This is a genomic window from Alphaproteobacteria bacterium LSUCC0684 (assembly GCA_041228335.1).
GTDB lineage: Bacteria > Pseudomonadota > Alphaproteobacteria > Puniceispirillales > UBA1172.
The window spans coordinates 1,739,341-1,759,963 of sequence record CP166130.1 but is presented as its reverse complement, the minus strand read 5'-3'; the positions used below and the strand labels follow the sequence as shown (position 1 = coordinate 1,759,963).

The window sequence follows — 20,623 nt, the reverse complement described above, 5'->3', positions numbered from 1 at the left end:
AGGCCGGTTTTCAGTTGGGCTGTCAGAAAACCGACGCCTTTGCCCCGGGCCGGTCAGAGATTTTCCATCCGTTTTTCCGGTGAGACGATTTCGCTGAATCTGATCCCGAACCGTTCCCCGACCATGACAACTTCGCCCCGGGCAATGATCGTGCCATTGGCGAGAATATCAAGCGGATCACCGGCGAGCCGATCGAGTTCCACCACCGATCCCTCGTTCAACCGCAGCAGATCTCGTATCCGGATTTCCGTGCTGCCGACTTCAACCGTCAGTTTGACGTCGATATTCTCGAGCACCCTGAGATTGTCGACACTGACGCGATCACCGCCACCTGCAGGGGCCTCGGCTTTGGCTTCTGTATCTTCGGTTTCGTTTTCTTCGGCCATGATCCTATCCTTTTCTGATCGAAAAAACCTAGCTTACCGCGGCGGTCAGTTTGACGGCGGCTTGACCATTGATCTCACCGACTTCACCGGTGAAGATGATATTGTCTTCGAGGAGGACATCAACGCCGTCATTGATCTGCATCGGGAAACTGTCGCCTTGCTTGAGGGTGATGAGTTTGCCCATTGAAACGGTTGGCTCGCCCAGCCGCGCAACAATCTTGAGCGGAATTTCAAGCACTGCCTGTTCCATGCGTTCACGCCAGGATTTGTTGTCGTCCACCATATCGGTCTGGACGCGTGACCTGAGCTGGCTTGCAATCGGCTTCAGGGTCTGGAGCGGGTAGATGATATCGAAGGTTGCCGCTTCCACATTCGGCAACTGCACCACAAAAGAGCAGATGATCACCAGATCGCTTCCATCCACGAAGGACGCAAATTGCGGGTTGACCTCACGGGTGCTGGGATGAATGCTGATCCGCGTCAGATCTTTCCAGGCTTCTTCCAGCGCCGTATTGAGCCCTTCATTGACAAGTTCGATGACCCGCTCTTCGGTGGTGGTGAATTCGTTGCGCCTGTTTTTCAGCGTCGAAATCTTGCCGCCATAAAAGGAATTGGTCAGGATCGAGATGAAAGAGGGGTTGAGCACGAGCATCATGCTGCCGCGCAACTCTTCGATCTTGGAAATGGAAAGGCTGAGGAAATTGTCGACATCGGCGATATATTCATCAAACGTCTTCACTTCCGGCGGAAAAGAGGAAATCCGCGGCTGAATCCGCAGCATGGGGAGGAAAACACTGCGGGCAAGACGCGAAAACCGCTCGTTCAGCATCCTGAGCGCGTAATAATCCCCGAGCAGCGACAGATCATCCGAGCCGAACTGAAAGGAACGCACTTCAGCGCTGCTGCTCACATCGGCTTCGGCGCCGCCGCTCGGTCCTTCCTGCTGAAGGCCGTCAATCAGGGCGTTCACTTCGCTTGAGCTAAGTTTGCGTGTCGATGTCACTCTCGGCCTCGTCTCATCTGATCTTATTGCAATACAAAGGAGGTGAAATGCACTTTTTCGATGCCGCCAAATCCTTCGAGTTCCTCGAGTTCCTTGTTCAGCACTTCCTTGAGGGATTCGGTCAGCATCTTGCGGCCGGCCTCGCCCTTGATCTGGTCTTCGGTGAAACTGCCGATCCGGTTCAGAATAGCGGAACGCAGACCAAGTTCATGGGCTTCGACATTCTGCATCACGGTATCATCATACTGGGTTGAAACCGCAATCCCGATCTGGAGCATCTTGCGCGACCCTTCAAGATTGGTGGTGAAGGTGCCGGCAAACTCGTAATAGATGGTTGCAAAGGTTTCCTCTTCAGGGGTTTCCTTTGCCACTTTCGACGGGTCGGCATTGGCTTCTTCTTCCGCCGCCTTGGCTTCCTCGCGCTCGACGATGCTGCGCTCGATCATCTGCTCGAGCTCTTCCTTCTCGATGACATCACCGCCCGGGCTGAAAATGAAATACCCGGCAACCAGCCCGACGACAAGCACGCCGCTGAAGATGCCGATCTTGATAAGCAGGGGCACCAGGCCGCCGGATTTCTTTTCTTCGTCGTTTTCGTCTGCCATAGCAATGTCCTCATATTGCGATGCTAAGCCAGGATATTGATCTGACCATTATTAGCATTTTCTTGTATTTTAGTCGATGAATTCTCATCGGATGATGCCATCTTGGAGGCGTTTTCAGCCTCGCGCTTGCGGGTGTTGCGGCCGCCTGCCTCTTGACCTTGCTGCTGTCCCCCGTGCTGGGTTGAGGTCTGCATGTTGCTGAGCCTGAGGCCGTTCTGATCAAAGGCCTGCTGGAGTTTTGCTTCCTGTTCCTGGAGCATGGCCGCGGCCTCGGCGGTGCTGGCCACGATCTGCACCGAGGTGGTGTTGCCGATGACGCTGATATTGAGCGTCAGCCGTCCAAGTGTCCGCGGCTGCAGCTGAACCGTGATTTTTTCATCCATACCGTCATTCCTGCTGGCATGGATATGCCGGATGAGGCGATCCTGCCAGCCGTGATCCGATACGCTGAGACGAAAGAGCCGTGCGTCACGGCCCTGATCAAGCCCCATCCGAGTATCAAGACCGGACGGCGACTGCTGGTTCTGCCTGAACTGCCCGCCGTTCTCGCCGCCCGACATGGTGAAGGTCGTGGCGCTGGCCTGGGCAGGGTTATGGGCACCATTTGGCGCAAGGGACGGCCGCAGGCTCGATGCCTGCTGGGTTGAACCCTGGCTTTCCGCGGCCAGCATTTCATGATCGGCGGCAGCACCCGTCATCCGGAGGGATGCGGCTTTCAGCAGGGCAGGTTTAACAAACGGCACCTCCGGCACGCCCGGCGCGGGCGCGTCCAGTTTCTGAACATGGGCTTTCACCTCGTCGGTACCGGCGGCCTCCTTCGCAAATGGGCCGTAAACCGCAGGGTCCGTCACGCGCGGGGCGGATGCAATCACGGGATTGATTTCTTTATGTGCTTGTAGCTGGGCTTTCACCGCATCGGCAGCGGTGCTGTTTTCAGGAAACGGACCATAGACCTTATGGTCGGTCACGCGCGGGGCGGCCGTCTCGGCGGAAACCGGAGAAGAGGCAATCTTCCCTTCGGTCGTGGCAATCACCGGATTGATCTCTTTATGCGCTTGTAGTTGGGCTTTCACCGCATCGGCAGCGGCGCTGTTCTTCGGAAACGGGCCGTAGACAGAAGGATCAATTTCTGCCTGCGCTTTCGGCGGGGTGATCTTGCGGATGATCGCGGCCAGCGCCTGCACCGGGTTTCTGGGCTGATCGTAGCGTCCCCGCGGGGCAGAGACCGGTGTTGAGATCAAGCTGGCGGTGAAAATTCTTTCAGCGGCCAGGCCTTGCCCTGCCACTTGTGTTGAGTTTGGCGCTGGGATCATGGCTTCGGCCGTATCCGCTGGCATCTCCTGTTTCATTCTGGCTTGAGCAAGATCTGCCCAGATGGCTGGCACGTCTTCAAGATCGACGATGGAGGCGATCTGGTCCGGGTTTTCGAGTATCTTGTCCAGGAGTGGCAGCAGATCCTTGCGGTCCTTGAGATCGATATAGGGACTTACACTTTCATCTGCCATGATCTGGTCAAGCAGGTCTTCGGCATTGAGTTCGGGCGCGTCCGTGCCTGTTGTGAGCCCATTCTCTTCCAGGGCCTCTTCCTGGGCGGACATGGTGGCGAGCACGGCGGCGAAAATGGCGAAAGCACCATCCATCGGGGTGTTTTCCACGCTGCCTGAATCCACGGCAAGATCAGCCGCTCTGGCTGGAATGGTGCTGATGGTCGTCATGCGCTTTCTGCATCCCTTGATGAAATTACTGCCACGGGAATGTGCAAGATCAGTGCCAATATAGGCAAAGCCTAGCGCCCGCCGGCACCGGGGGTGTTGAGCCGGGGCACGTCGGTCGCTGCCTTTTCTTCGATTTCCTCACGTTCGAGGATATGCTGCAGGCGTGATTTCTCGGTGGCATGTTTCTGGCGGGTGAGCGCCTGACCCATGATCTGGGCTTCCTCGATGCGTTCCTCTTCAAGGAATTTCACCCTGTTTTCAATGACTTTCATCTGCTCATGGATTTTGCTGCCGTAATGCTGGGCGGAACGCAGCGCCATCATCGTCGTTGTTCCGGCCTTGATCTTGGTCTCCAGCGCCATCTGCTCAAGCTTTTCATTAATGCTGGTGATTTTATGGATTTCATCATCAAGGGTGCGGATGGTTTCCGCCCGGGCCATGGCGGTGATCTTCTCCCGCATGGCAAGACGATGAAAAAGGTTGCGACGCTTGGACATGGGGTTATTTCGGCATCAGGGCGGAAAGGCTTTCGATACTGGTCTGGATATTGGCCTTTTCCTGTTCGGGCTGCTGGATGAATCCCATGAGCGCGGGCCAGAGCTGCACCGCGCGGTCAAGTTCCGGGTCCTGCCCCTGGCGGTATCCCCCCATCAGGATCAGGTCACGGTTTTCAAGATAGAGCGCAACCATGCGCTTGAACTGCCGGGCCATTTCCTGATGCTCAAGGCTCGTGATTTCATTCATCACCCGGCTCACCGAAAGCGAGACATCGATGGCTGGATAAATCCCCATCTGTGCCTGCATGCGCGACAGCACGACATGACCATCCAGAATGGCGCGCGAGGTATCCACCACCGGGTCATTGCCGTCATCGCCATCGGCCAGCACGGTATAAAAGGCGGTGATCGACCCTTTGTCGCCTATATCCGTGCCGGCACGTTCGATCAGGCGCGGCAGGAGCGAGACCACCGACGGCGGATATCCTTTCGATGTCGGCTGTTCGCCCATGGAAAGCCCGATCTCGCGCTGGGCATGGGCAACCCGGGTGAGGGAATCCATGATCAGAAGCACGTTTTTTCCTTTGTCGCGGAAATATTCGGCAATCGCGGTGGCACGTTCGGCGGCCCGGATACGGAGGAGGGGGGAGCGGTCCGCCGGCACAGCCACCATGGTGGTCCGGCGCCTTGAGGCGTCATCAAGGACACTGTTGACGAACCCGCCGACTTCGCGGCTGCGTTCCCCGATCAGCCCGATGACGACGATATCGGCATTGGTGTAGCGGCTCATCATGGCCAGCAGCACCGATTTCCCGACCCCGGACCCGGCGACGATCCCCATGCGCTGCCCCTGGCCGATGGTCATGAGCCCGTTGATCGCCTTGATCCCGACATCGATGGGCGTCTTGATCAGGTTGCGTTTGAGCGGGTTGAGCGGTTTGCCGGCAAGCGGCCATTTGTCGTTAAGCCCGGTGATGGGAGGCCCGTCGAGCGCCTGGCCGATCGCATCGGTGACGCGCCCCAGCAACCCGTCGCCAACGTCGATATCATGGCCGGTATTGATCAGCTGGACCATCGCCCCGTCGCAGATTTTGGCGTCATGATCGAGCATGGCAAGCATGTTGCGGCCATCCTTGAAGCCGATGATCTCGGCCAGTGCCGTGGTGCCGGTGATCGTGTCGATATGGCAGAGTGATCCGATCGGCGCCGGGAAACCGTCGCATTCGACAAACTGGCCGTCAAAGCGGCTGACCTGGCCGAAATGTTTTTCCGGCCGGTCGATGGAAATCTGGTCAATGGTGTTGAGGACTTTGCTGGCAAGGCTAGTCATGCTTGGCGTCCTCCTCTGCTTCCGGGGGGGTATCCTCGTCTTTGCCTGTGTCCTGATTTTCGTCTTTGCCGCTGGATTTCACCTTGCCTTTATCGGCAGCCCCGGGGGATTCTTTCGCGCCGGTTTCATCCGCCATCCGGGACGAGATCAGGTCCATGATGCCGATCGAGCCGACATCAATCCGCGCATCGCCGCGGTTCAGGTTTTCATCGGCGATGATATGGATAACTCTCGGGCTTAGCATCTCCCCGAGGGTTTCCCCGATAATCTTCGCATCTTCCGGATGAAGGCGGATATAGGGCTCGTCCACCCGGTTGCGAATACGCTTTACCATGGTCTCAATCCGCACCGCAAAGGCATCCGGGTGCGCGTCGATGGCAATCCCGGCCCGTTCGCTGGCAAGTTCCATGATGGCCCGGCTGATCGCAGGCGAAAGCTGGGAAAGATCAATGTTTTCATCTTTGCTGAGCGCTTCGGTGGCGGCGGTGAAGGCGGCGATGGCATCATTCATTTCGGCTTCTTTTTCCGCCAGAACAGCCTTGCGGCCTTCCTCATAGCCGCGCTGATATTCGGGGTGCTCGGCCGCGCCTTCCTCATTTGGCTTGAGCCGGGAGACAGCATCCATCCGGGCCTTGATCTCATCAAAGGATCCGGCATCTTCGGGGGCGCTCTCATCCGCCGTTTCCGCGGCCTTGTTCACCTGCTCGCCGATGGTCTCGATACTTTCCGGGGAACTGGCATCCTGGGGGGGGTTGCCGCTCTCATCGGGCGCGTCATCTTCCGTATCAGCAGCCGCCTCATCCCCGGCCTTCGCCTGCGGGTCGGCAATCGCGGTTTCAGCGGCCTCTTCACGGCTGGTTTCGGGCGCTGTTTGATCGGCATTCTCTTCCGCTGCTGAAACCTTGTCTTCGGGGAGAGGGTGATCCGCCGCCGCATCTTCAGCCGATGAAGGTTCGGTTGAAGATGTGGCTTCAGCCGCTGCCTTTTCCCGGGCTACCATTGCGCTCAGCGCCGCCATTTCCTTGATGGAAAGAGGCTTGAAATCCTGTTTCGGCTGGGTGAAGGCCTCCTCTGACCGGTTGTATCCGGCATTGCGTGAGGCCTTGACCAGACGCAGGATTTCAGCCCGATCAAGTGGGGCATCCACCTGATCTTCATGAGCTTGATTTTCTGCGCTGGCGGTCATCATGGCGTGCCGGTCCCACATCACGTTCTAGACAAAATCATCACCGCCGCGTCCGGCCAGCACGATCGAGCCTTCATCGGAAAGACGCCGCGCCACATTGATGATGCGTTTCTGGGCTTCCTGCACTTCGGTGAGACGGACAGGGCCAAGGGCTTCCATTTCGTCCTGAAGGTTGGCCGCCGCACGCGACGACATACAGGAGAAGAGCTTTTCCCGAAGCGGCTCGTCCGCACCCTTGAGCGCCAGCACGAGATCCTCGGTATCCACATTCCGGAGCAGCGTCTGCAGCGACTTGTCGTCGGACATGATGAGGTTGTCGAAGACGAACATGCTTTCCTGAATGGAGACCATGAGCGCCTTGTCCTCCTTGCCGAGGGATTTCATGATCCGGGCTTCCATGGCCTGTTTGGTGAAGTTCATGATCTTCGCCGCGGCCTGAACACCGCCGACCTGCGATGCCCGGAGGTTGGTGTTGGCGGCAAACTTCTTCTGCATGACAAGTTCAAGCTCCTTGAGCGCGTCAGGCTGCACCGTCTCGAGGGTGGCGATACGCGCCACCACATCAGGCTGGAGATCTTCAGGCAGAAGGCCGAGAACGTCCGCGCCGACACCGTAATCAAGATAGGAGATGATCAGCGCGATGATCTGCGGATGCTCATCGGCAATCAGCTCGGCGATCGATTTTGAATCCATCCAGTCCAGAATTTCTATCGGCTGGTTGTTGCTCGACGGCGTGATGCGGCTCAGCACCGACTGGGCCTTGTCTTCTCCAAGTGCCTTGTTGAGCACCACCCGGATATAGTTCCCGGCACCGAGGCCGAGACTTGTCTGTTCCTTGATGATGGCAAGAAACTCATCCAGGACCTTGTTGACGGTTTCCTGATCAAGTCCCTGCACCGAATACATGGCCCGGCCCAGATGCTGGACTTCGCGTGGGGAGAGATTGCGCAGGATCTCCGAGGCTTCATCTTCCCCCAAGAGCATCATCAGGATTGCCGATTTATGGGTGCCCGTCAGCGTGTCGAAGACGGAAGGTTCATTATCCTGATTATCGGTCTCTGCCATTTGTCTATCCTCTCTTAATCACTGCTTCTGCCGGATATCAGGCCTAGCGGGCATCCAGGTCAGGTTTCATCATGGCCTTGAAGACGTTGGAGACACGGCCGGCTTCGTCGCTGACGATCATCCGGATCACGGCCACCTTGTCGTCATAGGTGTTGGCGGTGTCCAGCATCTCCGCGGAGATGGAGGCTTTCTTCGGCTTGAGCTTGGACTTGATGTCCTCAAGGCTCTCGCCTTCGCCGATTTCAACTTGATCCATATCAGGCTCGTCTTCCATATGCACCAGCGCTTCTCCGGGCTTGCCGGGGGCAATCGGAACCATGATCCGGTTGATCATCGGGCGAATCACCCCGAGGATGATAACACCCATGATCAAGAGCGTCATGCTCTGCTTCATCAGGTTGACGGCCCAGTCCATTTCAAACCATGGCTTCTCAAAGCCTTCGATGACGGACACGAAGGTCGAGCTGCTCACGGTCAGGCGGTCACCACGTTCCGGATTGATGCCGATGGCATCGGCGATGAGGGCTTCGAGTTCCTTCAGTTTTTCAGGCGGGATCTTTTCAACGGTTTTCTCGCCCGTATCCGGGTTTTCCACGACCATCTCGCGCACCAGCACGGCGGCCTGAATATTGGTGATCTGGTTGGACGGTTTCCTGGTGGTGGAAATCGTGCGGCTGACCTCAAAATTCCGCACCTCGTTTGAAGATCGTGTCTGCACGCCGCCGCCGGAGCTGCCTTGATTGGTGAAATCGCTTTTGAGTTCGGTGGCGGCTGGCGGGCTGTTGGTGGTTGCGCCCGGGATGCCCTTGGCACCTGCATTTGCCGTCACGTCGAGACTGGACTGGCTGCTGCGCAGGGCGTTGGCTTCGGGGTCAACCAGTTCTTCGGTGACTTCACTGCGGGTGAAATCCATCTCCAGATTGACCTGCGCTGTCACATTCCCGGCCCCGACAATGGGGGAGACAAGGGAGATGATGCGGGCGCGGTAGATCTGCTCCAGTTTCATGCGATGTTCAAGCTCGCTGTCGGAAAGGGCGTTGGACGGATCATCGACAGGTTTGGAAAGCAGGTTTCCATATTGATCGACAATCGTCACATCGCTCTTTGCCATGCTCGGAACAGAGGAGGAGACAAGATGCACAATCGCGCTGACCTGATGCTGGCCCAGGGTCCTTCCATTGCTCATCTGCATGAAGACCGAGGCGCTTGGCGGCACGGCTGAACGCGCAAAAACCGACTTTTCAGGTATGGCCAGATGCACTCTGGCGGCGACAACGCCGTCGATTTCACTGATCGATCGGGCCAGTTCCATTTCCTGGGCCTGCCTGATCTTGACGTTTTCAACCGAACGGCTGGCACCTAGGGGAATATCACCGATCCCGGAATAGCCTTCGGGCACGGATGTCGGCAGTCCCTGCGCTGCCAGCATGATCCTTGAACTGTGATAGTCTCTGACCGGGACCAGCACATCGCCGGTGGTGGGATCGACGCTCACATCCATGCCGCCATTGCGCAGGGCTTCGACGACACGGGCTTTTTCGGCATCGGGCAGGGAGGCATAAAGCGTGGTCACGGCAGGTTTCTGGATGAACATGTACATGACAAGACCGACCGTCAGCGCAATGACCGAAATGATCATCGGCATCGATTTCTTGATGCTGGGGTCAGCGGTCATACGGCGAATGCTTGAAAGAGGACCTGTGCCCTGGGCAAGGGTCAGGGAGCCGTTCTTTTCATCCATGCTAGCAGCTTCAGCCATTTCTGTTCTCCATAATCACCGGTGCGGGTTCTGATTTACACAGGCATGTTCATGATATCTTTATAGGCGCTCAGGACCTTGTTCCTTGCATTGAGGGTGAGCTGAAAGCCAAGCGAGGAAATCTGCTGGCTGATCATCACCTTGCTGAGGTCGTTTTCAATCCCCATTTCATAGGCCCGGGCAAGTTCGGCGGCGTTGTTCTGCGCTTCGGCAACGCCGTTGAGCGCATTGCCAAGCCGGTCGCCAAACCCCTCGGATGTTGCCGACTGGTTGAGCTTGGCCGCGTTGAGTGCCGCCCGTGCCTCGGTCAGTGCCGTGCTGGTGCTGAGCTGGGTGATGGTTGTGCCTTTGATGCCGTTCATGATCACGTCCTCTTAAACTGATGTTGTTACTGGGCCAGCGCCTGCTGGGGCATGCCGGCCTCCCGTGGGGGCGGCGCCATATGCGTCATGGTGGTATCGAAGATAATGTCATCGGAAGTGATGACGCCATCCGATGCCAGGACAAGCGCGCGCTGCAAGACGTTTTCAAGTTCCCTTACATTCCCCGGCCAGTGATAGCCGGTCAGCTGGCTTGCGGCGGCTTCATCCATCCAGGGAATTGTCGCAAGGTCGCTGTGGTGCCGCTTCAGGAGCGCGGTGGTGATCGGGATGATATCCTCGCTGCGATCGGCGATGCTGGCGGTCTGAAGCGGGAAGACATTGAGCCGGTAGAACAGATCTTCGCGGAAATTCCCGCGCTGAATTTCTTCGGCCATGGAACGGTTGGTGGTGGCTATGACGCGCACGTCAACCGGTATCTCGTTCTGGCTGCCAAGAGGGGTGACAATCTTCTCCTGAAGCACGCGCAGAAGCTTGGCCTGCAGGCCAAGCGGCATTTCTGAAATCTCGTCGAGCAGCAGCGTGCCGCCATCGGCGGCGCGGAAGATCCCCTTGTTTGCGGTGGATGCGCCGGTAAAGGCACCTTTCTCATGGCCGAAAAGAATGGCCTCAAGCATGTTCTCGGGAATGGCCGCGCAGTTGATGCCCACAAAAGCCTTGTCTTTGCGCGCCGAATGATCATGGACAAACCTGGAGAGAACCTCCTTGCCGGTGCCCGTCGGCCCGTTGATGAAAACCGTCACATCGGTGGCCGCCACCTTCTTTGCCAGGTTGAGCATGGACTCGCTCGATGAGCTTCCCACCGCCAGATGACCTTCGGCATCGATCAGCGAAGCTGCCATGTTCAGCCCGTAATTCATCGCCGGCTCAACCTTTTTCCCGGCCGGCAGATCAAGGCTGAGCATCTTGCCGCCCAGATCCGTGCTGATCGCAAATCTTTCCTGACCTTCCCGGATGATCATGATCTGCCGCGCCCTGGACTGGCGTGCAAGTTCGACGATTTTCTCGCGCCCGCCGACTTTCTCCTGATAGGCGTGGGAGCAGATGAGAATGGATCCCTGCGAAGGTAACTCATCACCCGCAGGCAGGCCGCTGATGTCAAACATGCGTCGCGCCAGAATGGCCTCAAGGGCGTCCGCCGCATCGAAAAGGTCTTTGGCAAGCCGTATCTGGGGCATGGGAACCTCTATTCGTTCACAAAAAGTTAATTCGAAACAGACAAGGCAAGATCCTTGCCAGGATGAGGCAGGATCGAAGAATTTTTCGCAACCCGTTGTATTAATTGATAAAATAAAATCCTGAAATCTTCCTCTTGCAGGCGTTGGTTTTTTGACGCGGCTTTACATTTCAGGGAAATATTGTCAAAATATGGACATTATTCTTTTGGTTTATCCATGAGTGCCAGTACCGATGAGCGCCAGCATCGATCAGTTTATCACCGGCCAGTCGGCCGCCATGATGGCGGTCAAGAACATGATCGGCATGGTGGCGCCGTCCTCGACCACGGTGCTGGTGCTGGGGGAGACAGGTACAGGCAAGGAAATGGTCAGCCAGGCCATCCATCATGCCTCGACCCGAAAGGGCAATCTTGTTTCCGTGAATTGCGCCGCCATTCCGTCGGAACTGCTTGAATCCGAACTGTTCGGCCATGAGAAAGGCGCCTTTACCGGCGCCGACAAGCCGCGCCAGGGCAGGTTTGAACTGGCCTCCGGCGGCACGCTCTTCCTTGATGAGATTGGCGATATGCCCCTCTCGCTTCAGTCCAAACTTCTGCGGGCGCTCGAAGATCGCAAGATTCAGCGTGTCGGCGGCGGCAAGGATATCAGCGTCGATTTCCGGCTGATCTGCGCCACCCACCAGAATCTCAAAGCCAAGGTGGATGAAGGCAGTTTCCGGGCGGATCTCTATTACCGGATCAACGTCTTTCCCCTGCAGCTTCCCAGCCTTGCCGAACGCAAGGTGGATATCCCGGAGTTGATTGAACGCATCCTCGGGGTCATGCGAAAGAACGGCGATGTCGCGGATTTCACCTTTGATGAGGAGGCCGTCGCCGAATTGATGCGCTATTCCTGGCCCGGCAATGTGCGTGAGCTGCGCAACGTGCTGGAGCGCGCGGCGGTGCTTTTTGCCGGCAAGGAGATCGGCGCCGAGCAGGTGCGCGAAAACCTGATCCGGATGAAGGCCCCGAAACCCGAAATCGAAGCCGAAATTATCTGGAATGCCACCGCCGATCTCGGGGAACCTGCCCGTATCAGCGCTGATTCTTCAGCCCGGCCGCCGCTACCCCATACATCGGATTACCGCAACTGGTTTGAATATTTCGACGATATTGATCTGCGCCGCCATCTTCAGGATATTGAGATCACCTTGATCGAGGCGGCGCTGGAAAAGCACGACGGGCTGGTCAGTCACGCCGCCGATGCGCTCAAGCTCCGGCGCACCACCCTGATCGAGAAAATGCGCAAGCACCTTATCGAAAAGCCGCAGACCCAGGCAGAACAATAAACTCGAAATACCCCCGAGGTCAGCGCGCCCGTGATCTAGCGATAGCCGTTGAGCCGCCGCACCTGTTTGCCCGTGGTCTTGTTCAGCTCGAGCATGGCGGCTTCGATCACGTCGATATCCTCCTGAATACGGCCAAGGATAGAGGTGAGCTCCTGCCTGATTTCAGGGGTGATTTCCTCAAGATCCATCGACGCAAGGGAATTGATTTTCTCATGTCGCAGGTTTTCAAGGCTGATGGCTTCATTGATATTGCCTGCGGTTATGGCCGCTTCGATGTCGTTGCTCACAGATTTGATCGTGTTGATCGTCTCGATTGCGGTGGTCATTCGGCAGCTCCTTTTCGGCTGATCTGTTGCCAGGCGTCCCTGATGTCATCGAGAACGGCAATGGCATGTTCGGTGCGTTCGCTTGTTTTGCCTTTCCAGTCCTGAAGCATCTGCTGGCGGGAATATTCGTAAAGCCGGAACAGGTTGCTGGCGATATCGCCACCTTGTTCAAAATTCAGGCTGGATTGCAGGGCGTAGATCAAGGTCAGCGAACGGCTGAAATGGTAGGATTTATCTTCAGGTTTTCCCGTTTCAGGGTCAGATTGACGGACAAATTCCTGCATGTTGCGGATAAGTTCATCAAACAAAAGCGCGACAATGGCAACCGGATCATTGGACTCCGCCACCGCTTCGCGATCGGAAACCGTATAGGCATGCATCATTTTCTTGACAGACATGGGGTTCGGGCACTCCAGGCTTTTATTATTGAGGGAAATATGATAAAAATTTCATATGATTGCAGTCGATCAGACACAAGCCTCCCTTGTCATGCCAGCACAACAGGTCCTGGCACCTCTGCCCGTTGCTGCAAATTCTGTGCCATCCTTGCGCCAGACCGGCCATGGGCTTGAACCGGTGGGGATGATCAATCCGCCCTATAAGGACTACAGCCAGCGGCCCGCAAGTGTGATCTCGCACCCTCGTTTCGCGCCCTCCACCATCACCTCCGAGCAGTTCATGAGCGCCCGTGCGATGCTCTCGCCCGGGTATATTCACCAGTCGGCGGCCTCAAAAATTGCACGAATTTCAAATCTTTACGCAGATCAGCCCCGCTTCTCGCAGCAGGTGGACATCCTCGCCTGACAAGCCCGGCTTGACAGGTTAAACCTGAGGCTCACCCTCAGGACAGATACGTCATGAATGTTCCAGATCCATGATAGTGTACTGGGTCTTAAGATACAGCTGGAAGATATCACCTTCCGTCACGATGCCGATCATCTCGCCCGTCTCCCGGTTGAGGACGGGGATGGACTCGCCAACAAAGTCACTGGCAATCTCGATCGCCTGCATCAGCGACGCATCATGCTTGATCGAGATGGCCTCGAGATCTGCCACGCTTGCGATACGCTCACCGCCGGAAAGCGGGATCAGCTGCTTGAGGGTGAATTTGCCCCCATAGCGGCTGCCATCTATCACATATCCTTCGCTGACACCTTGTTCGATCATCCGCGGCAGGATTGCATCTTTCGTCTCATCGGGACGGGCGGCAAGAAATTCCCGATCGACGATGGTCTCAACCGACAACTCCATCATCTCCAGATGCCCGCGACCTTGCGCGATATCGATGCCGCGATCGAGGAGCTGCCGGTCAAAGAAGGAATGGCCGTAAAGATACTGGCTGATCAGCGCGGCCGTCACCACGCTCAGCATGGAGGCGAGCGCGTAGTTGTAGCTCATGGTCATTTCCAGCATGATGAGAATGGCGGAGACCGGCGCGCCGATGACCGCACCTGCCACCGCGGCCATGCCGCAGACCACCATCACCGGCCCGCCTGCCGTAATCCCGATCGCGCCGAGAAGCTGATGCAGACTGCCCCCTGCCGCCGCCCCGACGAAAAGGGCAGGGGAGAACAGCCCGCCAAAAAGCCCGAAACCAATACATAGCGCCGTCATGACCGTTTTCGCCACCATGATGACAAGCAGCATGGCCAGCGCCAGTTTCATGTTCAGCATGTCGAGCACCGCCCCGGTGCCGAGCCCCAGAATTTCGGGCAGCACCATCCCGACCAGACCTGTCAGGACCGCCGCAATCAGGAGCAGTACGGCTGGCGAATAGCCGGATCTGCCGGCGAGTTGCGCTGAACGCCGGATCGCCATCATGTAAAGCACCGCGATGATGCCGAAAACTGGCCCGGCGACCAGCGCAACCGGCAGGGTTTCGACAAGCGAGATCGGCGGCACCACGGCAAAGGCGTGGCTGTCACTGAAAATCCATTTGCTGATACCCGCCGAGGTGATGCTGGCAATGGCAATCGGGGTGACGGCACGGACCGAAAAATGCCGCAGGATTGCCTCATGGGCAAAGACGACGCCGGCTATTGGCGCGTTGAAACCGGCGGCAATCGCCCCGGCCACCCCGCAGCCGATGAAAATATCCGTTGTTAGCCTGTTGCCCGTGACCTGACGGAGGAAACTGCCGATCGTGGCGCCGAAATGCACCAGCGGGCCATATTGACCCACCGACGCGCCGCCGCTGGCCGAGACAAACGCCGCCAGCGTCGAGCCCATCCCGGCCTTCACATCAAGTTCGTTGTCGGTGCGGTGCGCGGCATAGATACTGTCCGCCGGGCCGTGCCAGCGCGTGATACCAAAGACCTTCCGGATCACCAGGATCGCCATGGCAGCGATCAGAATAGCCAGAAGCGGCGCAAGCGACAGCTCGGCCCCGCCAAGCGTAAAATCGAGAAAACCCATATTCTCCCGTATGCTGGTGAGCGACCGGACACCGAGAACAAATCCGTTCGTCACGATCGCCATCATGATGCCGAAGGCGACCCCGATCCCCACCAGAAGGGCAAAAAACGGCGCCAGCCGTGATGCTGGCATGAGATGACCGGATGATGATGGCGACATGGAAACCCTGGATAAAATTAAATATTAGAACTTAATCATACTCCAAATGGGCCCTTTCAGCAAAGAAGGTATATAACTTGCATGCTATGGGTCGTTATTCACGAAGGCAACAGGAACAAGGTACCCATGGCAACCGATTATCTCAGCGCGCTCAATGTCGGCAGTGGTCTCAATACCACCGAGATCATCGATGCCCTCGTCAATGCCGAGCGCGTGCCTAAGGAAGAGCAAATCAACGGGAAAATAGAATACCGCAATGTCAGCATCTCCGCGCTCGGGCAGGTCAAGACAGCACTGGCAAATTTTGATGCATCCCTGGCCACATTTAACGATCTGAGTAGTCTGTCAACAGCATCGAGCAGTTCTGCCATTAATCTTGCAATTACAGATGGATCCACTGCCAGTACCTTTTCCCATAATATAGAGATTGCCAGTCTTGCCAAAGCGCAAACCCTTGTTTTTGATGGGTTTACGAGCCAGGATCAATCGCTTGGTGCAGGCTCGCTTGCAATTTCTTTTGGCACATGGAGTGGTGGCAGTTTTACTCAAAACGCCACCGCTACCAATACTCTTTCGATTTCGTCGGGTGCAGATACATTATCTGATGTTTGCAACACGATTAATGATGCCGCCATAGGACTGACGGCTTCAATCGTTAAAACAGATACTAACGCCTATAGCCTGATGATCAAATCTTCTTCAGGTGTCGACAACGCAATGCACATAGTTGCAACCGAACTCACTCCAAGCAGCGGTCTTGCCGGGCTTGACTACAGCAGTTATGACGCCATAAAGGAAACGGTTGCGGCAAGTGATGCCGCCTTGAGTCTTGATGGTGTTGCGATTACCAGAGACAGCAATACCATTACCGACCTGATTGACGGGGTTAGTCTCACGCTTAATGACGTCACCTCCTCTGCGCAAACTATTTCAGCAAGCCACAGTGCCAGTGATGCGCTTGTTATCATGCAGGCGCTGGTGGATGAAATGAATACGCTCGGCAGCAAGTTGCGAGAGTTGAGTTTGCGTGGCACTAACGGGGCAGAAAGTGGTCCTCTTGTGAGTGATCCAACAATTGCTAGTTTAAAACGGTCACTAAAAAATATAACTACCAATGCGATCTATGGATTTGCGGATGATCCGCTTTATATGGCTAATTTTGGTGTAATGACCGAGAGGGATGGAAGTATTACACTTAACGCTGCTAAGTTCAAATCTGCTTTCGATAGTAATCCAGCCAATTTTCCAGCCATGATCAAGAACAGTTTCAGCGCCTCAACGTCGAGCGTCAGCGCTTCTGCCAGCGGCACAAATTGGACACCCGGTACCTATGCGTTGACAGTGGATGGTTCCGGCAACGCCACCATTGATGGTGATACCATGACGTTGAGCAATGGAGTTTATTCATCAAATTCAGGGAATACCAACGGGCTTGTGCTGGAAGTTGGTTCAGGTGTTACCAGTGCAACAGTCTATATGGGCCGCAGCGCAGTTGGCGCGCTCAGGTTGATGGCAGATGACTATCTGAAAAGTAATAATGATCTGGATGCCAAGATCAACCGCTATCGTGATGATGTCACCAGATATGAAGAAGACCTCGATAATCTTGATGAGAAAATGGCATTCCTCAGGGCAAATTACGTTGAACGTTTTGCCCGGATGGACAGTCTCATGCAAATGATGAAATCAACTGAGCAATCTTTGACCAATATGATGGATACCTGGCGTGCAAATACAAATAGATAACGAAGATGCTAAGTAGATCAGAACATATCCAGCATGCTGACCTGACGCTCGATAATTGATTTGAGCTTGTCAATATGATCGTCGGTTTCAAGCCGCCAGCCATCCGGTGCAGTAGGGACGGCGTTCGATCTCAGCCCAAAGATATAAGCACGAAAGGCTTTGATCGTCTCTTCAGGTTTGTATTCCTGTGTTTTGACGCCATCTTCAATGGAGCCGAACATGGGTTTCATCTTGCGGGGGGTGCTGGTGTTTTCATTATAGAGTCTGAAGTATATGAAATCGTTGAGATATTCAACCGCCCTATCTCCAGCCTCGATTTCCGACAGAAATTCCAGAATAGTCTGTGCTGTATCGCTGAAGAGTGCGACGTCAATGGGAGTGGTGTAGTATTTGGCCAGTCCCTCAGCATATTTCTTGGCAAAAGCTTCAATTCCAATGTCGGCAGACAGGAATTCACTCGCGGTTCGTGCAACTGCTATGTCGAAAATCCAGCCTGGTGTAAACATCATCAATACCATGAAATTTATAAAATCTTAATAGAACCGAATAAATGAAAATTCAATAAAAACAAAAAAAATAATTTTCCCCTAACTTTTTTTCAGATGTGTCGTTTAACACTTTGACGCGAGTTGTAATTTCACAGTGCTAGGAGAGTATAATGGCATTAGTTATCAACACCAATATCGGCGCCCTCGGCGCTGCCGCGGCTGCTTCGTCAGTCAACAAGTCGATGGAAACCTCGATGGAGCGGCTTTCAACCGGCAAACGTATCAATGCTGCAGCTGATGATGCGGCAGGCGTGGCGATTGCTTCACGTTTGACCTCGGAAATTCGTGGCACGAACCAAGCCATCCGCAATGCGATGGACGCACAGGCATTGATTGACACTGCTGAAGGTGCACACAATGAAATTGTGAACATTCTTCAGCGCATGCGTGAATTAGCAGTTCAAGCTGCAAATGATACTAACGGAACTGATGATCGTACTAACCTGCAGGCTGAGGTTGATGAGCTTGTTAACGAGATTGATCGTATTGCCAATGTCACGACTTGGGCTGGTATCAAACTGCTTGACGCAACCGGTGGCACATCTGGATCCTTCACCTTCCACGTTGGAGCAGGTACAACTTCAGGTTCTGACACAATTACCGTTGCAATTGGTTCAATGACATCCTCTACACTTAGTGTAAATGCGTTGACGATGGCAAGCAATTCAAGTGCACTTAACACAATTGATGCAATTGATACGGCAATCACCTCAGTAAACACACAGCGAGCTAACCTCGGTGCTTATTCAAATAGACTTGACAACACAGTATCAAATTTGACCAACATTACGATCAATTTGGATGCTGGCCGATCACGGATTGAAGATGCCGATTTTGCGGTAGAGTCAACGAACCTTGCAAAGACGCAAATTCTTCAGCAAGCATCGATGGCCATGCTTGCTCAGGCAAATGCATCTAAACAGGTTGCACTAACCCTCTTGCAGGGATAAAGAAGTTAATGGGCGGTAGAAAAATCTACCGCCCACTCTCTTTGAGGAGGGTATTATGACAAACGTACTGACATATGGCACCTTTGATCTCTTTCATTATGGCCACGAGCGGATCCTTACTCGCGCGAACGAAATGTGCAACAATCTTTTTGTCGGCGTATCCACAGATAGCTTTAACATGGAAAAGGGAAAGACATCGTGTAATAAATTTTCTACAAGGGCAAATGACGTCCGATTGCATGTCCCAAATGCGCATGTTTTCCCTGAAAATTCTTTTCAGCAGAAGGTAATCGACGTAAAAAGGTTTAATATCGATCTTTTTGTTATGGGTGATGACTGGAGGGGAAAATTTGATTGGTTGAAAGATATTTGTGAGGTGAAATATTTGCCTCGAACGGTTGGCATATCAACGACGCTGCTTAAGGCCAGGTTAGCCAATTCGCAACAGGAAAAATTGATAATCTAGGTGAGAAAATGAAACTTAAGAATGGAGCGATTACGGAACAAGATATAGATTTTATCAGGAATACTTCGAGAAACCCGATAAACTTAAAAGATCTTCCATCGCATCCAATTTTAAAGGATCCAATTCAGTTAATTAAGTTTACAAGCATCTTATCAATCGTGCGTGAGCGAGAAAAGATTGCAAAAATTATCGATGCAGTTTCCGAATATCCGGAAAGCCGAAATGCGGCTGCTCTTGAAATTCTTTTGTATAACGCAAATTCCCCGATTAATGACACCGGAGATTTGCCGAAAGACTTAAGCGTTTGCTTGGATTTATTTTTCAATCAGCGAAAAGTCTGCCGATCTGAGTTGATGGAAATATCGATATATTGTAGATTGCAACTTATAAAGTTTGCGGCTCTAAATAATAGGCAGGATTTAGTTAATAACATTTATTCCGCTTCATCTGGTGTGGAACGCGAATTTCTTGCAAATTTCCTTGTTTCTCTTGCTAGGTTTTCAGCAACTTTTTCTGATCGTCTTTCTGCAAACATAGATCTTGATCGTTGGGCGAGTTATTGTCAAATAATTGCTCAGTCGGTATGCTTTAGTGATGCGAATAATAAAAATTTTCTATATGCATGCATGGCTCTTTTGGTTGCTCAAAATGGTGGTCTTGCTGAAGCAGAAAAAATAATAAAAAATCACAACGTAAAAGACAAACTTGTTAACTATTCAATATCGATGAGGCGCTCTTTAAGTTCTGGTGATTTTAATGCCGCGATAAGTTCTGCTGATTGCATGTTGCCTTACGTTTCTCCAAACGTAGGAGTTTCAGAATTTTCTCGTGAAATCGCAGAGTATTCCCTCCGTCGTGTTAATGATGTTCTTGTTGCCGCTGGCTTACAACCTTTTTTGATTTCTGGTACTTTGCTTGGTTGTGTTCGGGAGGGTCGGATATTCAATCACGATAAGGACTTTGACATCGGCATATTTGGGTGGGAGAGCCAATATGATGTTGCGGCCGCTCTTTTGAAGTCGGGGGAGTTCAATTTTTCCACAAAAGATTTGCGTGGCAACAAACTCTTTCTCCTGCCGGTTCGGCACAAAGATACAGGTTTTGACTTTGACATATTCTTTTTTCATGATCGGGACGATCATTTTTTGCATGGAATTGATAGTCGTATAGGGTATACAATTAACTATAAATTTTCGAAATTTGATTTGATTTCACGGAGTTTTATGGGCAATAATTATTTTATTCCAAGTAATTATGAAAAAATGTTAAGTGAAAATTATGGTTCGACTTGGAATATTCCGGACCCATTCTACTTTGTAAAACTTCAATCACCTGCTCTCGTTAAACAAAACGAAGCGTTATTTGGATTTGTTGCGCGTCATGAAATGATCGATCTCATTCAAAAGGGCGGGTCGCTCGAAAAAGGTAATGCGTTGATTAAGTGTATCAGAAGAAGTGTTCAAAAAGAGTTTCAGCCATCTGAGGAAACTTTCAGTAAATTTCTATTAATTTTGGAGAGTGTCGCTGTTTAGGGTTAGTTTATTGATTTTGTATCCAGCTTAACTATAGGTTAAGTAGCTTA

21 protein-coding genes are annotated in these 20,623 nt (G+C 53.7%); 6 read left to right on the top strand and 15 right to left on the bottom strand.

The features are described from left to right. Positions 1 to 53: 53 nt before the first annotated feature. The 11 genes from fliN to AB8880_08385 form a co-directional block, all read right to left on the bottom strand. Positions 54 to 386: a flagellar motor switch protein FliN gene (gene fliN, locus AB8880_08435; GenBank protein XDZ64952.1), complete on the bottom strand. Its 333-nt coding sequence runs from the start codon at positions 384 to 386 to the stop codon at positions 54 to 56. 28 nt (positions 387 to 414) lie between these two features. Next, positions 415 to 1,389, bottom strand: coding sequence for a flagellar motor switch protein FliM (fliM, locus tag AB8880_08430; GenBank protein XDZ64951.1), 975 nt, complete (start codon positions 1,387 to 1,389; stop codon positions 415 to 417). A 23-nt stretch (positions 1,390 to 1,412) separates the two neighbouring features. Further along, positions 1,413 to 1,994, bottom strand: a complete 582-nt coding sequence (gene fliL, locus AB8880_08425; GenBank protein ID XDZ64950.1) for a flagellar basal body-associated protein FliL — start codon at positions 1,992 to 1,994, stop codon at positions 1,413 to 1,415. 23 nt (positions 1,995 to 2,017) lie between these two features. Further along, complete coding sequence (locus AB8880_08420) at positions 2,018 to 3,709, bottom strand: flagellar hook-length control protein FliK (GenBank protein ID XDZ64949.1); 1,692 nt, start codon at positions 3,707 to 3,709, stop codon at positions 2,018 to 2,020. Between the two features lie 71 nt (positions 3,710 to 3,780). Further along, positions 3,781 to 4,206: a hypothetical protein gene (locus AB8880_08415; protein ID XDZ64948.1), complete on the bottom strand. Its 426-nt coding sequence runs from the start codon at positions 4,204 to 4,206 to the stop codon at positions 3,781 to 3,783. Positions 4,207 to 4,210: 4 nt separating this feature from the next. Next, complete coding sequence (locus AB8880_08410; protein XDZ64947.1) at positions 4,211 to 5,536, bottom strand: FliI/YscN family ATPase; 1,326 nt, start codon at positions 5,534 to 5,536, stop codon at positions 4,211 to 4,213. After that, on the bottom strand, positions 5,529 to 6,725 hold the full coding sequence (locus AB8880_08405) for a FliH/SctL family protein (GenBank protein ID XDZ64946.1): 1,197 nt from the start codon (positions 6,723 to 6,725) through the stop codon (positions 5,529 to 5,531). The genes AB8880_08410 and AB8880_08405 overlap by 8 nt, the downstream gene beginning before the upstream one ends. Before the next feature lie 24 nt (positions 6,726 to 6,749). Further along, the gene (gene fliG / locus AB8880_08400; protein XDZ64945.1) at positions 6,750 to 7,787 is read right to left on the bottom strand and encodes a flagellar motor switch protein FliG; all 1,038 of its coding nucleotides are present in this window, start codon (positions 7,785 to 7,787) and stop codon (positions 6,750 to 6,752) included. A gap of 43 nt (positions 7,788 to 7,830) precedes the next feature. Next, positions 7,831 to 9,546, bottom strand: a complete 1,716-nt coding sequence (gene fliF, locus AB8880_08395) for a flagellar basal-body MS-ring/collar protein FliF (protein XDZ64944.1) — start codon at positions 9,544 to 9,546, stop codon at positions 7,831 to 7,833. 35 nt (positions 9,547 to 9,581) lie between these two features. After that, on the bottom strand, positions 9,582 to 9,908 hold the full coding sequence (locus AB8880_08390) for a flagellar hook-basal body complex protein FliE (protein ID XDZ64943.1): 327 nt from the start codon (positions 9,906 to 9,908) through the stop codon (positions 9,582 to 9,584). Between the two features lie 26 nt (positions 9,909 to 9,934). After that, entirely contained in the window at positions 9,935 to 11,104 is a 1,170-nt protein-coding gene (locus tag AB8880_08385) for a sigma 54-interacting transcriptional regulator (GenBank protein ID XDZ64942.1), read from the bottom strand. Between the two features lie 232 nt (positions 11,105 to 11,336). On the opposite strand from AB8880_08385, the gene AB8880_08380 reads away from it, so the two are divergent. Then, complete coding sequence (locus tag AB8880_08380) at positions 11,337 to 12,431, top strand: sigma-54 interaction domain-containing protein (GenBank protein XDZ64941.1); 1,095 nt, start codon at positions 11,337 to 11,339, stop codon at positions 12,429 to 12,431. A 35-nt stretch (positions 12,432 to 12,466) separates the two neighbouring features. Here AB8880_08380 and AB8880_08375 read toward each other — a convergent pair whose 3' ends face one another. Next, entirely contained in the window at positions 12,467 to 12,757 is a 291-nt protein-coding gene (locus AB8880_08375; GenBank protein ID XDZ64940.1) for a hypothetical protein, read from the bottom strand. Continuing rightward, the gene (locus AB8880_08370) at positions 12,754 to 13,155 is read right to left on the bottom strand and encodes a flagellar protein FliS (protein XDZ64939.1); all 402 of its coding nucleotides are present in this window, start codon (positions 13,153 to 13,155) and stop codon (positions 12,754 to 12,756) included. Before AB8880_08370 ends, AB8880_08375 begins: the two co-directional genes overlap by 4 nt. A gap of 55 nt (positions 13,156 to 13,210) precedes the next feature. On the opposite strand from AB8880_08370, the gene AB8880_08365 reads away from it, so the two are divergent. Then, positions 13,211 to 13,561: a hypothetical protein gene (locus tag AB8880_08365; protein XDZ64938.1), complete on the top strand. Its 351-nt coding sequence runs from the start codon at positions 13,211 to 13,213 to the stop codon at positions 13,559 to 13,561. Between the two features lie 51 nt (positions 13,562 to 13,612). On the opposite strand, the gene AB8880_08360 is transcribed toward AB8880_08365, so the two are convergent. After that, positions 13,613 to 15,331, bottom strand: a complete 1,719-nt coding sequence (locus AB8880_08360) for a chloride channel protein (GenBank protein XDZ64937.1) — start codon at positions 15,329 to 15,331, stop codon at positions 13,613 to 13,615. Positions 15,332 to 15,457: 126 nt separating this feature from the next. On the opposite strand from AB8880_08360, the gene fliD reads away from it, so the two are divergent. After that, positions 15,458 to 17,077 (top strand): flagellar filament capping protein FliD, encoded by a 1,620-nt coding sequence (gene fliD, locus AB8880_08355; GenBank protein ID XDZ64936.1) that lies wholly within the window; start codon positions 15,458 to 15,460, stop codon positions 17,075 to 17,077. Positions 17,078 to 17,094: 17 nt separating this feature from the next. Here the strand turns inward: fliD and AB8880_08350 are convergent, their stop codons facing one another. Beyond that, the gene (locus tag AB8880_08350) at positions 17,095 to 17,586 is read right to left on the bottom strand and encodes a hypothetical protein (GenBank protein XDZ64935.1); all 492 of its coding nucleotides are present in this window, start codon (positions 17,584 to 17,586) and stop codon (positions 17,095 to 17,097) included. A 149-nt stretch (positions 17,587 to 17,735) separates the two neighbouring features. Between AB8880_08350 and AB8880_08345 the strand changes: the two genes are divergently transcribed. From AB8880_08345 to AB8880_08335, 3 genes are read left to right on the top strand one after another with little or no spacing between them, the layout of a single operon-like run. Continuing rightward, on the top strand, positions 17,736 to 18,575 hold the full coding sequence (locus AB8880_08345; protein XDZ64934.1) for a flagellin: 840 nt from the start codon (positions 17,736 to 17,738) through the stop codon (positions 18,573 to 18,575). A 55-nt stretch (positions 18,576 to 18,630) separates the two neighbouring features. After that, complete coding sequence (locus AB8880_08340; GenBank protein XDZ64933.1) at positions 18,631 to 19,041, top strand: adenylyltransferase/cytidyltransferase family protein; 411 nt, start codon at positions 18,631 to 18,633, stop codon at positions 19,039 to 19,041. A gap of 8 nt (positions 19,042 to 19,049) precedes the next feature. After that, positions 19,050 to 20,573, top strand: a complete 1,524-nt coding sequence (locus AB8880_08335; protein XDZ64932.1) for a hypothetical protein — start codon at positions 19,050 to 19,052, stop codon at positions 20,571 to 20,573. Positions 20,574 to 20,623: the final 50 nt, after the last annotated feature.

Bases quoted from the DNA above. Each gene is read 5' to 3' on its own strand.
- AB8880_08385 (XDZ64942.1), bottom strand. From the start codon at position 11,104: ATGCCCCAGATACGGCTTGCCAAAGACCTTTTCGATGCGGCGGACGCC.
- AB8880_08420 (XDZ64949.1), bottom strand. From the start codon at position 3,709: ATGACGACCATCAGCACCATTCCAGCCAGAGCGGCTGATCTTGCCGTG.
- AB8880_08380 (XDZ64941.1), top strand. From the start codon at position 11,337: ATGAGCGCCAGCATCGATCAGTTTATCACCGGCCAGTCGGCCGCCATG.
- AB8880_08360 (XDZ64937.1), bottom strand. From the start codon at position 15,331: ATGTCGCCATCATCATCCGGTCATCTCATGCCAGCATCACGGCTGGCG.
- AB8880_08415 (XDZ64948.1), bottom strand. From the start codon at position 4,206: ATGTCCAAGCGTCGCAACCTTTTTCATCGTCTTGCCATGCGGGAGAAG.
- fliN (XDZ64952.1), bottom strand. From the start codon at position 386: ATGGCCGAAGAAAACGAAACCGAAGATACAGAAGCCAAAGCCGAGGCC.
- AB8880_08345 (XDZ64934.1), top strand. From the start codon at position 17,736: ATGGCATTAGTTATCAACACCAATATCGGCGCCCTCGGCGCTGCCGCG.
- AB8880_08375 (XDZ64940.1), bottom strand. From the start codon at position 12,757: ATGACCACCGCAATCGAGACGATCAACACGATCAAATCTGTGAGCAAC.
- AB8880_08335 (XDZ64932.1), top strand. From the start codon at position 19,050: ATGAAACTTAAGAATGGAGCGATTACGGAACAAGATATAGATTTTATC.
- AB8880_08350 (XDZ64935.1), bottom strand. From the start codon at position 17,586: ATGATGTTTACACCAGGCTGGATTTTCGACATAGCAGTTGCACGAACC.
- AB8880_08365 (XDZ64938.1), top strand. From the start codon at position 13,211: ATGATTGCAGTCGATCAGACACAAGCCTCCCTTGTCATGCCAGCACAA.
- fliD (XDZ64936.1), top strand. From the start codon at position 15,458: ATGGCAACCGATTATCTCAGCGCGCTCAATGTCGGCAGTGGTCTCAAT.
- AB8880_08390 (XDZ64943.1), bottom strand. From the start codon at position 9,908: ATGAACGGCATCAAAGGCACAACCATCACCCAGCTCAGCACCAGCACG.
- fliG (XDZ64945.1), bottom strand. From the start codon at position 7,787: ATGGCAGAGACCGATAATCAGGATAATGAACCTTCCGTCTTCGACACG.
- AB8880_08340 (XDZ64933.1), top strand. From the start codon at position 18,631: ATGACAAACGTACTGACATATGGCACCTTTGATCTCTTTCATTATGGC.
- fliL (XDZ64950.1), bottom strand. From the start codon at position 1,994: ATGGCAGACGAAAACGACGAAGAAAAGAAATCCGGCGGCCTGGTGCCC.
- AB8880_08405 (XDZ64946.1), bottom strand. From the start codon at position 6,725: ATGATGACCGCCAGCGCAGAAAATCAAGCTCATGAAGATCAGGTGGAT.
- AB8880_08410 (XDZ64947.1), bottom strand. From the start codon at position 5,536: ATGACTAGCCTTGCCAGCAAAGTCCTCAACACCATTGACCAGATTTCC.
- fliF (XDZ64944.1), bottom strand. From the start codon at position 9,546: ATGGCTGAAGCTGCTAGCATGGATGAAAAGAACGGCTCCCTGACCCTT.
- AB8880_08370 (XDZ64939.1), bottom strand. From the start codon at position 13,155: ATGTCTGTCAAGAAAATGATGCATGCCTATACGGTTTCCGATCGCGAA.